This is a genomic window from Rhizobium sp. S152 (genome assembly GCF_030380735.1).
GTDB lineage: Bacteria > Pseudomonadota > Alphaproteobacteria > Rhizobiales > Rhizobiaceae > Rhizobium.
This window is the reverse complement of sequence record NZ_JAUDRZ010000025.1, coordinates 126,446-138,673: the sequence shown is the minus strand read 5'-3', so window position 1 is coordinate 138,673 and position 12,228 is coordinate 126,446. Positions and strand designations below refer to the sequence as shown.

15 protein-coding genes are annotated in these 12,228 nt (G+C 56.7%); 6 read left to right on the top strand and 9 right to left on the bottom strand.

Annotated features, from left to right (window positions below; genetic code table 11):
* Window positions 1-52: 52 nt before the first annotated feature.
* A complete protein-coding gene (locus tag QTL95_RS17200) occupies window positions 53-379 on the bottom strand; it encodes a hypothetical protein (RefSeq protein WP_289721147.1) in 327 nt (108 codons plus the stop codon).
* Between the two features lie 70 nt (window positions 380-449).
* Between QTL95_RS17200 and QTL95_RS17195 the strand changes: the two genes are divergently transcribed.
* Window positions 450-1,307 (top strand): hypothetical protein, encoded by an 858-nt coding sequence (locus tag QTL95_RS17195; protein WP_289721146.1) that lies wholly within the window; start codon window positions 450-452, stop codon window positions 1,305-1,307.
* A gap of 10 nt (window positions 1,308-1,317) precedes the next feature.
* Window positions 1,318-1,926 carry a hypothetical protein gene (locus QTL95_RS17190; protein ID WP_289721145.1) on the top strand — a complete coding sequence of 203 codons (609 nt, stop codon included), beginning with the start codon at window positions 1,318-1,320 and terminating at the stop codon, window positions 1,924-1,926.
* A 210-nt stretch (window positions 1,927-2,136) separates the two neighbouring features.
* Here the strand turns inward: QTL95_RS17190 and hxsA are convergent, their stop codons facing one another.
* Genes hxsA through QTL95_RS17170 form a run of 4 tightly spaced genes read right to left on the bottom strand, consistent with a single transcriptional unit; the run spans window position 2,137 to window position 5,424 of the window.
* Window positions 2,137-2,721: a His-Xaa-Ser repeat protein HxsA gene (gene hxsA, locus QTL95_RS17185; RefSeq protein ID WP_289721144.1), complete on the bottom strand. Its 585-nt coding sequence runs from the start codon at window positions 2,719-2,721 to the stop codon at window positions 2,137-2,139.
* Entirely contained in the window at window positions 2,718-3,806 is a 1,089-nt protein-coding gene (hxsC, locus tag QTL95_RS17180) for a His-Xaa-Ser system radical SAM maturase HxsC (RefSeq protein ID WP_289721143.1), read from the bottom strand. The genes hxsA and hxsC overlap by 4 nt, the downstream gene beginning before the upstream one ends.
* Entirely contained in the window at window positions 3,803-5,209 is a 1,407-nt protein-coding gene (gene hxsB, locus QTL95_RS17175; RefSeq protein WP_289721142.1) for a His-Xaa-Ser system radical SAM maturase HxsB, read from the bottom strand. Before hxsB ends, hxsC begins: the two co-directional genes overlap by 4 nt.
* Window positions 5,206-5,424 carry a hypothetical protein gene (locus QTL95_RS17170; protein ID WP_289721508.1) on the bottom strand — a complete coding sequence of 73 codons (219 nt, stop codon included), beginning with the start codon at window positions 5,422-5,424 and terminating at the stop codon, window positions 5,206-5,208. Before QTL95_RS17170 ends, hxsB begins: the two co-directional genes overlap by 4 nt.
* Window positions 5,425-5,643: 219 nt before the next feature.
* On the opposite strand from QTL95_RS17170, the gene QTL95_RS17165 reads away from it, so the two are divergent.
* The 4 genes from QTL95_RS17165 (at window position 5,644) to QTL95_RS17150 (ending at window position 9,188) form a co-directional block, all read left to right on the top strand.
* The gene (locus QTL95_RS17165; protein ID WP_289721141.1) at window positions 5,644-6,174 is read left to right on the top strand and encodes a peptidoglycan-binding domain-containing protein; all 531 of its coding nucleotides are present in this window, start codon (window positions 5,644-5,646) and stop codon (window positions 6,172-6,174) included.
* A gap of 343 nt (window positions 6,175-6,517) precedes the next feature.
* Complete coding sequence (locus QTL95_RS17160; protein WP_289721140.1) at window positions 6,518-7,057, top strand: hypothetical protein; 540 nt, start codon at window positions 6,518-6,520, stop codon at window positions 7,055-7,057.
* 233 nt (window positions 7,058-7,290) lie between these two features.
* Window positions 7,291-8,271, top strand: a complete 981-nt coding sequence (locus tag QTL95_RS17155) for a thymidylate synthase (RefSeq protein WP_289721139.1) — start codon at window positions 7,291-7,293, stop codon at window positions 8,269-8,271.
* Window positions 8,268-9,188, top strand: coding sequence for an alpha-glutamyl/putrescinyl thymine pyrophosphorylase clade 3 protein (locus tag QTL95_RS17150; protein ID WP_289721138.1), 921 nt, complete (start codon window positions 8,268-8,270; stop codon window positions 9,186-9,188). The genes QTL95_RS17155 and QTL95_RS17150 overlap by 4 nt, the downstream gene beginning before the upstream one ends.
* A 1-nt stretch (window position 9,189) precedes the next feature.
* Here QTL95_RS17150 and QTL95_RS17145 read toward each other — a convergent pair whose 3' ends face one another.
* The 4 genes from QTL95_RS17145 to QTL95_RS17130 form a co-directional block, all read right to left on the bottom strand.
* Complete coding sequence (locus QTL95_RS17145) at window positions 9,190-10,290, bottom strand: ImmA/IrrE family metallo-endopeptidase (RefSeq protein WP_289721137.1); 1,101 nt, start codon at window positions 10,288-10,290, stop codon at window positions 9,190-9,192.
* Window positions 10,290-10,511 carry a hypothetical protein gene (locus QTL95_RS17140; protein ID WP_289721136.1) on the bottom strand — a complete coding sequence of 74 codons (222 nt, stop codon included), beginning with the start codon at window positions 10,509-10,511 and terminating at the stop codon, window positions 10,290-10,292. The genes QTL95_RS17145 and QTL95_RS17140 overlap by 1 nt, the downstream gene beginning before the upstream one ends.
* A 178-nt stretch (window positions 10,512-10,689) precedes the next feature.
* A complete protein-coding gene (locus tag QTL95_RS17135) occupies window positions 10,690-11,055 on the bottom strand; it encodes a hypothetical protein (protein ID WP_289721135.1) in 366 nt (121 codons plus the stop codon).
* Between the two features lie 216 nt (window positions 11,056-11,271).
* Window positions 11,272-11,943, bottom strand: a complete 672-nt coding sequence (locus QTL95_RS17130) for a type IV toxin-antitoxin system AbiEi family antitoxin domain-containing protein (protein ID WP_289721134.1) — start codon at window positions 11,941-11,943, stop codon at window positions 11,272-11,274.
* Window positions 11,944-12,228: the final 285 nt, after the last annotated feature.

Genomic DNA, 12,228 nt, shown 5'->3' with positions numbered 1-12,228 from the left:
GTCTCGTTCTTGGAAGCGAGCCGCCACAAGTTGGCTCCAGCGACGCAATGCGTTACTTTTTCACGGTCCTTGAGGTGATCGTTAGCCCTGTTTTCCTGGGCACCTGACGCCCGATGTGTGGAAGTGGCTCGACCGGATCAACGTAGAGTTCCAGATCGACGGCGTGACGTACTTCATCAAGTTGGAGAAGGCAGCAGGTGCGGTTGATGAGAAAGATGCGACCGCGCGCCTGACCCGCCATCAAGCTGTCGAAACGCTCCTTTATGAAGGACCCGCAGGTGACGCGTTTCAGGAAGCTGTCGGCGACCTGTTCATGAACGAGCTTGGATTCGAGCGCATCCACGCTTTTCACAAGGCCAACGAATCTGTCGTTCAGCATGGATGGCCAGCGATGTCCGCCGCCCTGTTCGTAAAGGGTGACGGTCCCGCATTGTTCGGCGACAACGCTGTTGACGGGTTCGATCGACGCCGGTCGGTTCAAGGCCGAAGCGGTCGAGACCTGTGGCCTCTGCGGGAATATAGACTTGCCTCCGGTCGGCGAGCCCGATGACCGACTGCCGGCTCTCGACGAAGCGGCGGCCGATGCCATCAAGCAGTTGGCTCTTCGCGATAGTGAGTACATGGCGGCCGTCCGTCGATCGGATCAAACCAAGACAGCACTAAACAATCTGATGAAGGCTACGGAAGACCTTCACAAAGAGCTCTCGGCACCAGATCGCTCAGTCGAACTTGCCCGCGACATTGCTGTTGTCGAAGCCCTTATTAAGGAGCACTCCGCCGAGCCAGAGGATCCGCGAGACGAGGCTGCCTACCAAAAATTGCTGGCGATCCTGAAATTAGCCACCGTGGTATCGAAGACGCTGATGGACGAAACCCAAGCCAGCACGCTTCAGCAGGTCAGTGACGCTTTGCTGACCAATTCCGAGCAATTGGGCGTTCAGAACCTGGAGGGCATGAAGCTCTCTATCAACCGCTTGGACGTGAAACAGGGCGGAGCCGAGAAGATGACCTTCAAAGACCTGGCTCCCGGCGAAAATCTCAGGGTGCGCGTGGCCGCGGCACTCGCAGTCTTGGACGTTGCGCGCAGATCCGGCGTCGGACGGCATCCAGGCTTGTTGGTTCTTGACTCACCGGGCGCACAAGAGATGGCGGCCGAGTTCGCAGACCTTATCGGCAGTATCGGTAAGGCGGTCGAAGACCAGCCAGAACTCCAAGTGATTATTGGCGCGGTGGACCGAACGGAGTTCGATACCGTTGTGCCGGCCAACAGAAGGAAGCAAGCTTTCAAAGAAGACAAGCTGTTTTAGGGTTGCAGTCGTGAATTCAATCGTTGACCGCATATTGGGTTGGGATCCAGCGGATGCCCCGGTCGATCTCTCGAATGAAGGCATCGCCGGTCTGCGCGAAGCGGCAGATGAGCTGCGCGACGAACCGTCGGGTGCGGATCTTTTCGTCGCCATGTGGATAGCGCAAACTCTAGTCTGCGACGAGGCGCTGATTTACTTTCTGTCGGTCGCGGAAGACCCCGGCATGCTCGCAGAGATGACGCGAGTCATCGCGGCATGTCCGCGAACACAAGTGCCTCTGTCGCTTCCCGTCACGATGCTGCAGATTGCCGCTCGAAAGGGGCTGCACCCGATCACGCGCGCCAAGGCGTTGCAAGGCGTGCTCTATCTCGTCCAGTCCGGACCTTCTGCCATGCGCAGATTGCAAGCGCATCTTCTTGAACTAGAGTTCGACGACGATCAAACGTATCTGGCACATGCGGCCAATATCATGGGCTTCGTTCTCTCGCATGTAGAGGACAATGAGCTACTTGGTCATCTACACGGCTTGCTTCAAATTCCTGGCGCCCGCGCGGAAGCCGCTGTTGCCTTGGGCCAGCTTTCACTTGCCGCCGGGATTGCGGATCCTGATGGTCCTTGATCTGGTCGACCGAGGAGGCAACGCTTCGCACGTACGGGAGGCCGTTGCGGTCAAAGAGGTGACACCAGCGGTGGGCGAAACGAAATACTCGGTCGTCGTTTGCCGCGTTCAGGGGCGACTGAAGTCGCCACACGACCTGTAAACCCGCAATCGGCTTTCCGGCGACTTGAGATAGACCATCACTGTCGCAGTACGCCAGATAATGCTGTGCTATCTGGCCGCGATACCGAAGGCGTCCAAGACCTCCGTCGTAACTGTACCCGTCACTTTAAGATTGTTGTCCTGCTGCATCTGTCTCAGGGCCGCCCTTGTGTCGTCGTCGATGACGCCGGTAAGCGCCCCTGCGTAGTATCCATATGCCGTGAGTCCCGATTGCACCAGAATGACGATCTGTTTGAATTTGGTCGACGTACCTGGAAGCGGCTTGATCTTGGCGTCTGGGGTCGGCACGCCCGCCTGGCTGGGTGAGGCAAGTGTCGCCGGTGGCGTATAGGTCGGCGGCGCGGTGTAAAGAGGCGCCGGCGCGGGAGCGCTGTTAGACGGACTGGTATAGGTCGTCCTGGGGAGATATCCGCCGCCGCTTCCCGAGCGATGACTTGAGTGCGAGCTGTGAGAGCTGTGGCTTGAATGAGAGCGATGCCCCGCCAGCGAGTATAAATGCTTGATCTTAAGCCGCTCCAGGATCGAGTTTGGATCGGGCTTTTTAACGATTGTATCGATCGGCATCGCACCGGCTTTTGCCGGTAGGAATCCCGCTGCGATCAATGATGGAATTAGAAATACGCGCCGCTTCATATTGGCCCCAACTCCTTGAAACCGATTTTATGATTGTACCACTCGAAAAAGCCGCCGCATGCCTGCCTCGAAGAACAGTCGGTGCAGAACGCTTCAAATTTGTTCTTCCAATCCGAGATGGCAGCCGGGGCAAGATGGCGATATCGCACCGGCACTGAACAACGCGGAAAATTGTAAAGCTGCACGGCTAAACCCTTCGCTGACGCAATGTCGACAGCACGCGCGACGTGTCCGAACTCTACCGATGTGTCCTGGAAGCTCGAGTTCCAGTTCATCCGGCCGAAACCAATGTTCTCGAGCTGCATCAGCGCCCATCGCTCGACAAAGGGGAGGTGTGTACCGAGGAATGATGCCAGAGCCGGCAGCATCGAATAGTTCTGCCGCATGATCACGGTTCGCAGTTCGATCGCGGAGCCCGCGTCGAACAACAACGCAAAGGATTCGAGCAGTCGATCGAAAGCGCCGACCTTCTTCACGAGAGCGTCATGCTCGGCGGCCGTCGCGAAGTATAAAGGAATGCCCCAAAGGATTCGATCTGTGCCAATGTTCTGAAGAACATCGATGTCGCTCTCCTCGAAATGCTGACCATTCGACAAAATATGAAACTTGAGATCGGGTCGGGACTGAGAAAGCGTGATCAACATGTCGAAGAGCTTACGCTTGTGAAGCAGAGGCTCGCCGCCGGACAGGCCGATGTAGGCGTCGCGCGGAGCAAGAGAGGCTGCGGTCTCAAGTTCGGTGAAGAGGTCTACATGCTGCTTCTTCGGAGGTTGGGAGCACATTACGCATAACTGATCGCACTGTTCGGTTATGAGGAGCGTGTTGTGCACAGAGTCTGCCCGGATCAACCGTCGGGCGCTGGCCTGTCCGGGAACGATCATTACGACGTCGTTGTCTAGGCTGACGCCACTGTCAGCATGAAAGGCTATCGAGAAGCCGTGATAGTCATACTCGCGGCGCGGTCCATCGACGGACATCAGGACGGCGTCGTCGGCGCCAGCATTAACGGCGTTGCCTTCTCGTAGCCTGAGGACGAGAGGCTCCGAGAACGGCAGGGGTTCGACCTTGATACGCAGATCGATCATCGGTGAACCTTTGCCAGTTCGGGATCGACCGAGTTCAGGCCAGACCACAGCGCTATCGAGGCCCGCACGTTCGGATCATCGGAGTAGATCAGTTCAAACACCAGATCGAAAATAGCGGTATGCCTCTGGCAGAAGTCGGTTCGATGGCGTGGCAGATCTATCCGCCCATATCGCGAGAGGTCGTCGATAAGGTCGACGCCGCAGAACGCTTGATATGGACAGTGCACACAATCCGGGTCGAAAAGGTTGGTCGCTTCGGCGTTCAAGACGTCGACGATAGAGCGATCCAGCCCGGACTTGATATCTCCCATGCGGAGGTCGATTTGTCCCAGCCGGGTGACCATCCGTGCTTCGTCTGTAGGATAAAAGGCACCGTCATGGTCGATTACCAGATAGCTGCGCCCAACGATGTTGGGATTTCTCAGGTCGACGTGACCATCGTGTCCCCCGCGCAGGACGCGGCGTAGGCAATGTGAGAAATAGAACTCCTCCAATGGCACATCAGCGCGTGCGTTGTATTCGATGAGCGCCATTACAAAGCGACGGACGTAGTCATTCCAGACGAAGCTAATGTCCTGTGTTCGGAACCGCTTTCGGGCAAAGCCTTGATGATTGACAGGACGCAGATAGATCGAGCGGAATCCGAATGCCGAATACGTTTCGATAACGTCACGAGGCGCGGGCAGGGCGTCGATATCGAATGTTGGAAGTGCCGAAACACGATCTGGAAACGCGCCTATCGCGTGGCGTAGGTTCTCCAAGAATTGGCTTGTCGACTTGCCGCTGCAGGTTCGATGACGCTCGTGCAGCTCAATGGTCGGATCGAGAGAGGTGCTTATCGAGGTGTCCTCCGACGCCAGGAATTCCCATGCCTCATCGGTTACCTCCTGCAAATTCGTGCAGACGACGAATTCCGCCTTCTTGAACCGATCGCGAGCGTAGGTCCGCACAGCTTTGAGGAGGTCCAGCCGAAGAAGTGGCTCGCCACCTTGGAATTCGATCTTGATGGTGTCGGTCTTGAGGCTATCGAGCCAGGCCAGCACGCTTTTAAGCGTCTCGTCGTCCCAATCGTGACCTCGCGCATTCTCGTTGACCCGGCTGACCTGGCAATACGAACAGGCAAGGTTGCATCGAAGTGTCGGGACAAGGATTGCGTAGTTCAGATCGGCCGGCGCATGCAGCCGCTTCGCCCAGCGATAGGTGAAGGCGTTGTATGCCAAGTCGCCAGCGTTGCTGAATGCATGCCCATTTGTGCGCAGAAACGTCTGATCGGTCGGTGTGAGAACGCCATTTATATATCTCTCAAGGAATTCTTCGTCCGAGCGAAAATAGCCGCCAGCGTCGTCGCAAAAGATCAGTTCGCGCGCCGTCGTAGATCGAAACTTCAAAGGCATAACGGTCATCGGAGCAGTCTCTGGATGATCGATTGCCGTAGATCGTCGGTTTCTCGATGAATTTTCTGCCGATACAGCGTGTGTCGAAATTCCGCGATAACAGCCGGGTCATCACTCGCAACCACCACGCTCTCCTCCGTGACGGCCACGCGCACATGAGGATGCAAATAGGAGAAGCGTGCAAGAGCTTCGTCGAGGTAGGGCCGGAACATCGGCGCGATCATAAGGGTCACGAAACTTTCCCTGGAGGGCAAACAAGAAACGCGAGTATAGATAGGTTGCTGCGGGTTCCGCATATAAACGTTGAAGTTGATCCACAGTTTTTTGATACTACGGGTCCGATTGTTGAGAAACCCCGATAGAGCGATGCAAGCATTGCGCGGACAATTGGCGGAAGAAAATCTGCGTGTATATTTCGTATTAGGGAAGAGTGGGAAAGTCCGATGTCATTCCAGTCCAGATTCGCGTCGGTACTGTCTGCTTTCGTCGTGTGGGCGTTGTCAGTGTCGGACCTTCACGCCGAGATCCGGCCGGTACCGGAGGTCCAAAAAGCGCTTTCCCTTCAAGGATTCGAGGCCGGCGCAGCAGACGGTTTGTGGGGAGCGAAGTCCGTAACGGCGCTGAAAGGGTTTCAGCGGGAACACGATTTGACCCCGTCTGGCATCATCACTCAAGAGACCCTGAGGGCGCTGTTCGCGGCGCCTGGTCTTTCCGGAAACGTATCAGCACCAGCAACCGGAGCGGCACAAGCTGCGGCACTTCCCGCGTCGCCGACAGACACCGAGCCTAAGCCAGATTTAGGCTCAATGCCGTTAAACAGCACCTCGCCTCAAAAGGTGTCGAGCGGCAACCACGAAACAAATGCTGAAAGATCGGGAAGCTCTGAGGGGCACGGCGGCTATGTCGTCGCAGCTATACTCTTCGTCGTTGGCGTCTTAGCCTTGCGTGGCAAGAAGAGAACCCGGCGAAAATAGTCGGACATGGGGGCCGCCGTGGCAACCAAGAATGTGCGGCAGGGGGCATAATGAGCTTTTACTAAGATCAGCAAACCGAACTGCGAACGGCCGTGGCCCAAAAACACAAAAACTCCCCGGAGGGAGCTAATCGAAACAGGAATGAACGCCCAACCAAGATCAACGGGAGGCACCGGTCAATTCCTTGAGAGACTTCTGCAGATTTCGTCTCGCGCCTTCATCGGGTGTACAATCGGAAAATCTCCGAGCTCTCAAGGTTTTACCCAGCGCTGCACGTGTTCGAAACGTCGTACCGAACGTTTATTTGCTACGCGATGGCCGATATCTACGGAACGCATGACTGGTGGCGCGATTTCTACACGCACGTCCTGAGCCTCGATACTTCGGCGAGGCCGTATTCGATTTTGCGAACGGGTTGAAAAACGATGCCGAGGCATCGAAGATCATCGACGGCGCCTCGGCAATGCAGATCATGCAGTATGGCTACCTGAGGCATCTCGAACAATTCATTACGAGTGACTGGCAGCGTTTCAAAGACCAATTCGTGCCTGGAAAGATTCTCACCAGCACGAATTTCAAGGAAATGTTCGCGAGTGTGCGCAACGCCCGAAACTCCGTATTCCACCATCGGGAGATAGCAAACCGCCCGAAGCTCATCACGCATCTTCTCGGGCTCCTTGACGCAATTGGTGTCCACCTACCATCCGCATATGAAGATGTTTTGCACCACGCCGGCCAGTCGCTGAAGTTCGAACAGGATCGTGAGGCCCACCACCTCGGCTTGATTCCCGATCGTTCGTCGTTTCGCCTGACGTACCGCTTTGGCACGGAAGCCGAAGCGAGCACCGACCTCAGGGAACATGTGAAAGCGAGGTCATCGTGAATTTCCTCTACTCCCAAAAATCCACGAAGATTGCCCGCTTGAATTCCGTGCAAGTCGAAGCGTCAGAGTAGTCTTGACGAACACTTTCTGCTTGCTCCGGACGGTGAGACAATGCGGGGGACTTCGCTTTGGAAAAAGCGAGTTCAACTACTGTTATCAGTACTGCAGAAGTTACAATCGCAACCTGTCCGAGATATCTTTTCTGCTGTTCGTCGATTCGCAGTGGAGCAGTCATGGAAATCGAAAAGGATGGAATTGATGACGTTCTGCACGTCCTTTACGAAGCTCTCCGTGACAAAGGCCAATTCAACAAGGGTTCCCGAGGTGGAACGCGCGAGTTGCTCGGCGTTTCTTTACGGCTGAGGAGCCCCCGTGCCCGTATTAGTCGTTCCGAGGATCGTGGAAAGCCATTCAGCGCGATAGGCGAACTTCTCTGGTACCTCTCGGGGTCAGACCGGCTCGAGTTCATCCAGCCTTATATCGACCGGTACAAGGACGACGCCGAGGACGATGGCAGGCTCCACGGCGCCTACGGCCCCCGCTTGCTGAACATGCGGGGTGAAATCCATCAGCTCGAAAACATCATCACGCTTCTCACAGCAAAGCCAGGATCAAAGAGGGCGGTGGTGCAGCTTTTCGACGCTGCCGACTTGGAAGGCGACTTCAAGGAAATACCGTGCACCACCACCGCCCAATTTTTGGTACGCGACGGACGATTGCATTTGTCCGTGACCATGCGCTCCAACGATGCTTACTTCGGTCTGCCGCATGACGTGTTCTGCTTCACGATGCTGCAGGAAATGGTTGCCCGGCGTCTGAACTATGAGATTGGCGAATACTACCACTATGTCGGCAGCATGCATGTCTATGAGGACTATCTACCCCAGCTCGACATCTACCTTGCGGAGGGTTGGCACAGGACCGAGCCGATGCCGGAAATGTCGGTTGGAAATCCTTTCGAACTGATCCGCACCATTCTCGAAGCGGAGTCGGCGATAAGAAGCGGGGCAACCTTCCGCGCTGAGGATGTCATCAGCGACCCGTACTGGTCAGACATCCTGCGGCTTGTTCAGGTCTTCTGGGCGTCGGGGATCGATGCGCGGCTCGATGAGCTAAAAGACCAGTTCAACGGCGCTCTCTACAAAACTCATCTTGAAACACGTCGCCACCTGCGTCGCAGGATCGAAATCAAAGCTATTGGAGAAAATGCATGAAATGGCCAACTCGGGCGGACGAAAAGGCACGCGTCGTTGCAGGGCTCGAGCAGCATTCGGCAAACGTACGGCATCTTCCGGGAATTGCGAGTGCGGCGACGCTGGACACATTGGCTATGCAATTCGTGGCCAGCCTTCGCAGGGAGGACTACTACGCGCAGGTGCAGAAGAAGCAGGTCTCAGCAAGTCGGGCGGATCCAAATCATCCGAGCTTCGACGCAGAGCGCGCGGTCGCTTACCATATGCAGAACGGCCAAGTGGAAGACGCGGCCTGGCTCGTGTTTCTCATGACTCATCTCGCCCGCCCGGCGGACACGGGCTGGCTCCGCCTGAAGGACATTTACGGCAAGTTGGGCGAGGGGACCTGGACTTGGCAGGTGGTTTCATCCAATCCCACGGCATTCTCTGACTGGATCTACGCGAACGCCAAGAGCATTCAAGGCAAATTCGGAAACCATCGCAAATACGAGAGCCTAGAGCCGGGGACAAAGCGCGAATTCGCGAAGGTCCTCCAGACCTATCTCGAGTTGGTAGGCCCCAGCCAGGTAGAATTTTTCGCAAACGCAATCCACGAGGCTGGCAACGATCCAGAGACCATCTTCGACTATCTATACAAGAAGATGGGCGCCGTTCTTTCCTTTGGACGATTGGCGAAGTTCGACTATCTGGCACTTATCGGCCGCTACGACATTGCACCCATCCATCCCGGCTCGGCCTACTTGGTGGGCGCGACGGGGCCGGCCACAGGAGCACGTCTTCTTTTCCTCGGTTCACCGAACGCCGCAGCTTCGCCGGCACAGCTCCAGCAATGGATGGATGAACTCGACGGCTCTATCGACGTTGGCATGGCCGTAATGGAAGACGCACTCTGCAACTGGCAGAAAAGCCCGACTGCATTCGTTCACTTCAAGGGCTGATTTACGCCTCTACGGCGTTGATCTGCTCCCAGCTCCAGCGGCGCTTCAGATAGTTCAGCTTGTCCTGGCCGATCATGTCGCGCTTCTGCATCTGGCCCACCGTGAGGCCGGCGGCGATCTTCGCCTTGACGCTGAAACGCAGTACCCGTTCGCGGTCCTCGGTCAGGTTCTCGAATTCCTCACGACGCTCGTCCGGCACGATGCAGCTCCGAGCATACGAATTCGCCTCGTCTTCACGCTCGTCTGAGGGACCATCCTCGTCGGTATCAACGAAGGTTTGAGCGTGATGGAGGACAAGATGTCCGATTTCGTGAAACAGCGTGAACCAGAACTGATCGTCAGAACGGTGCCGGAAGCTCATCAGGATCATCGCCTTGTCCGGTGTGACAAGGCGCGTTGCACCACTCGCCCTGCATCCCGACGGCGCCTTCACGACGGCAAGTGCGACGCCCGCCTCGCCAAGAAGAACTCGGAGCTTGGGCAGGAACTGTTCAGGAAGCTTGAGCAACGAAAGCTGTTTGATCGTCTCGACCCGATCCTGAAGGTTCCCTGGGTTCCACTCCCGCGTTTTGACAAGGTCGGATTCGAGCTCGCCGCGCCTCAGCCATAAAAGGACGGCCTCCTCCTTGGTCGCGTACGCGTTCGTGCTGCGGAAATCGGTGCGGCCGACCAACCGGCCATAGTGCTCCTGCCAGGACTTCGTGCTGGGGACGCTGAAATAGACAAGCCGCTTTCGAACCTCTTCCGAACGACGCGCGTCCGTCAGCTTGCCGCGCGGTTTCGCACCTGGCGCAGGTACGCTACGTATAAACTCATCGATCTCATCTCGGGAGATGGAAGCGACGGCCCGCTCCACAGCCCGCTCGAAGTTTTCCTGGCGCTTGAGCCAGAACGATGGAGAAGCACCCAGTGCTTCGGTCAGCGAACGGGCGATTTCGGTGTCGATGGGCATCGATCCGTCCAGGAGGGACCTCAGAGTCTGGAAGCCTCCATCCAGCCGGGTGGCGACTTGGTCCGCACTCATCATACGACGCTGCATGACTACGCGGATGGAATCTCCTGGTTTGGAAAACCAGTCTGTCGCATTAGCGTCATTCATCATCAGCGTCTCCATATGGCGGTCAACTTGAGGCGTGTGACACTAGACCAGTCCGTCAGCCCATCTGCGCCGACTTTGTATTTCTGACCGGCAGGAACGAATTGCGCGACGTATTCCGTTCCCACTGCGATTTGAAAGGCGTCCGATCCGCAATCGAGCAGGTCATCCACAAGAATCTCCTGCCACTCCACAGCATTTTCAGCCGCCTCGGCTTCAGCGATCATGTTAAACACAAGTCTTGCAAGATAAGCCCCGAAATGTTGCTCCCCTCGGTCAAAAAGGCAGCACCGGTCCCGAAGCACATCATCCTCGAACGATACTCTCAACCCCGCCACCTCGGCGGGATCTTCGAATCGACTATTGCCACGCAAACTTGTGCGACGATAAATTCCAAATCAGCCCTCATGATGGAAGCGCCGATCCTGCAGGCTTCGCGGCTTGCTTCGCGCGGATCATTTCGATCCGGTCCCAATTCCGCTGAAGCTCGCGCTCAGAAGCTTCCTCGAGATCGACGGCCAGTGCATTGTTTAGCGCAGCAAGGGTCACCATGACCCCTCCGCTCTCCTGCCAGACCTCGCCCACAGGGCGTGAGTAGACGTATTTGACCAAAGCAAGGGCGTCCTCTTCCTTGCAGCCGCTCGCTTGGGCCAGTTCCAGCGCTTCCTCAAGGAACCGATGCGAACGTTCGGCTCGATTGGAGGCCGAAGCAGGTGGAAAGCAGGCGATCACCCATTCCTGAACGCGTCGCTGATACGATCGGAGGCTCATGGCCTTTTCTCGCGCTTCATAAGGACTCCCGACTCATTATTTTTCACGATAGTCGAAGAGTGCTCGGATTATTGCAACCACAGGATTGAACAGGCGAGGGTGTCTTCCACATCGAATCCTTGCGTCGCAAAGGATTCGATGATGTTTCGAGGTTGCAAGTTGGCGAAATTCCAAGGCCGCAACTGCGTGCCACGCCAAGCCGTTGGCTGATGGACGTCAGAACACCTGCCGGGCGTTGAAGCCGCGTTCAAAGGTCAGCAAGAAGTCGCCGTAGGCGTTGCGGGTCGTCATTCGACGCTCGAGCGTTTCCGCGAGGTCGCCCAGCGGCCCGGTATTCCTTGAGAACTTATCGAAATATCCGGAGAACCCGTCAAACAGGTTTTCATCCGTGACGCGTTCGTGGGTCCCTTTCAGCGTGGGGTTCCTGTAAGAATAGCGCCAAAGGTCGAAAAGGGTACGCTCTGGGGAAGTGATCCGAATGTCCACTCCCAAATGATGGTGTATTTCGACCCCGACCGCCCAGTCCTCGTAACGCGACCACCTCACGACGTCCACCGGGAGTTCACCGTTTGAGAACGTTGGCGCAGCCCGTTGCGTTGGAGGAAGGCCGATGTGTTCGAAGGCCGGTTCTCGCGTCGCCAAGCCGTGGAAGGAGGCGGCAGTAAAGAGGAAGAAGACTGCGTTCGGACAATGCTTCGACATTGAGGCGAGCTTGTCCAAGAGCGGCGCCTCGTCGCCGCCAGCAGGGCGGTAGACGCCCCGAAGCGGGGAAGTCAGCGCACCTGCTTGCACGAGCCTTCCGACCGAAGTCCTGGAATATCCAAGCTCGCTGAGATCGCTGACGGAGTAGAGAATTTCGGGCGAGAGTTGCAGCTTCTCAATCGTCATAGGCTTTATCCCACTCCATCACCATGTCTCGTCGCTTCGCACTTCGCGAAGCAACGGCGAGCGCCACTCTCGCCATCTGTGGAGAAGCCCGAGTCCGCACTTACGATCATCAAATGATCGGCCGCAACATTCATGGGATTATGCCCCTGCCTGATGCAACGCTGACGTTGAGGCGATCTCAGCGACCGCGTTCGCATCGCAAGCAGACGCGTCATCATCCCCTAGGGGTACTCCGGCGCCAATGGTCGGCCTTAAGCCGACCAGGGACCTATGCCGACAGAGCCT

Coding starts and splice junctions, on each gene's coding strand:
- hxsB (WP_289721142.1), bottom strand. CDS start 5,209: ATGACCGTTATGCCTTTGAAGTTTCGATCTACGACGGCGCGCGAACTG.
- QTL95_RS17130 (WP_289721134.1), bottom strand. CDS start 11,943: ATGACGATTGAGAAGCTGCAACTCTCGCCCGAAATTCTCTACTCCGTC.
- QTL95_RS17200 (WP_289721147.1), bottom strand. CDS start 379: ATGCTGAACGACAGATTCGTTGGCCTTGTGAAAAGCGTGGATGCGCTC.
- QTL95_RS17150 (WP_289721138.1), top strand. CDS start 8,268: ATGAAATGGCCAACTCGGGCGGACGAAAAGGCACGCGTCGTTGCAGGG.
- hxsC (WP_289721143.1), bottom strand. CDS start 3,806: ATGATCGATCTGCGTATCAAGGTCGAACCCCTGCCGTTCTCGGAGCCT.
- QTL95_RS17135 (WP_289721135.1), bottom strand. CDS start 11,055: ATGAGCCTCCGATCGTATCAGCGACGCGTTCAGGAATGGGTGATCGCC.
- QTL95_RS17170 (WP_289721508.1), bottom strand. CDS start 5,424: ATGATCGCGCCGATGTTCCGGCCCTACCTCGACGAAGCTCTTGCACGC.
- hxsA (WP_289721144.1), bottom strand. CDS start 2,721: ATGAAGCGGCGCGTATTTCTAATTCCATCATTGATCGCAGCGGGATTC.
- QTL95_RS17145 (WP_289721137.1), bottom strand. CDS start 10,290: ATGATGAATGACGCTAATGCGACAGACTGGTTTTCCAAACCAGGAGAT.
- QTL95_RS17140 (WP_289721136.1), bottom strand. CDS start 10,511: ATGATCGCTGAAGCCGAGGCGGCTGAAAATGCTGTGGAGTGGCAGGAG.
- QTL95_RS17165 (WP_289721141.1), top strand. CDS start 5,644: ATGTCATTCCAGTCCAGATTCGCGTCGGTACTGTCTGCTTTCGTCGTG.
- QTL95_RS17155 (WP_289721139.1), top strand. CDS start 7,291: ATGGAAATCGAAAAGGATGGAATTGATGACGTTCTGCACGTCCTTTAC.